1 protein-coding gene is annotated in these 571 nt (G+C 70.2%); it reads right to left on the bottom strand.

Annotation, left to right across the window (positions count from 1 at the left end):
- On the bottom strand, positions 1-571 hold a 571-nt coding region (locus tag GJV64_RS15345; RefSeq protein WP_235927786.1), incomplete at both ends, for a phospholipase D-like domain-containing protein.

The raw sequence follows: 571 nt of genomic DNA, 5'->3' as shown, positions 1-571 counted from the left end.
TCGGCGCCGGCCGGCGGCGGCGGCGGTGCCCCCGCCGGGCCCAGCTGTGCCGCTGGCACCGCTGCCGGACTGTCCCAGTAACGCTGGAAATCCGCTGCCACCGCTTCGGCAACGGCGCCGATGGCCAGCACGTCGAGATCGGCAGCGAGTTCGGCATGGCCGGGGTTGAAATATTCATCGCCGATGTTGCGCCCACCGATCACGCAGGCGATGCCGTCCACCGTCAGGCTCTTGTTGTGCATGCGGCGATTGAGGCGAGGAAAATCGAACAGGACATTGAGCCAGCGCCAGCGGCGCAGCCGGCACGGGTTGAACAGCCGCAGCTCGACACCGGGCAAGGCCAGCCGCTCCAGCCCGGCCGAACCGAAATCATCGACCAGCAGACGCACCCTGACGCCGCGTGCCGCCGCGGCCACCAGCTCGTCCAGCAGCAGCCGGCCGGCGACGTCGGCGCGCCAGATATAATATTGGGCATCAATGGTGGCGCGGGCCCGCCGCACCAGGGCCAGGCGCACCGCCAGCGCCGCGCCGGCCTCTTCCAGCAGTTGCATGCCGCTTTCGCCGGGGCGCT

Source organism: Sandarakinorhabdus rubra (assembly GCF_010994245.1).
Classification (GTDB): Bacteria; Pseudomonadota; Alphaproteobacteria; order Sphingomonadales; family Sphingomonadaceae; genus Sandarakinorhabdus; species Sandarakinorhabdus rubra.
This window is presented reverse-complemented; position numbering and strand designations above follow the sequence as displayed.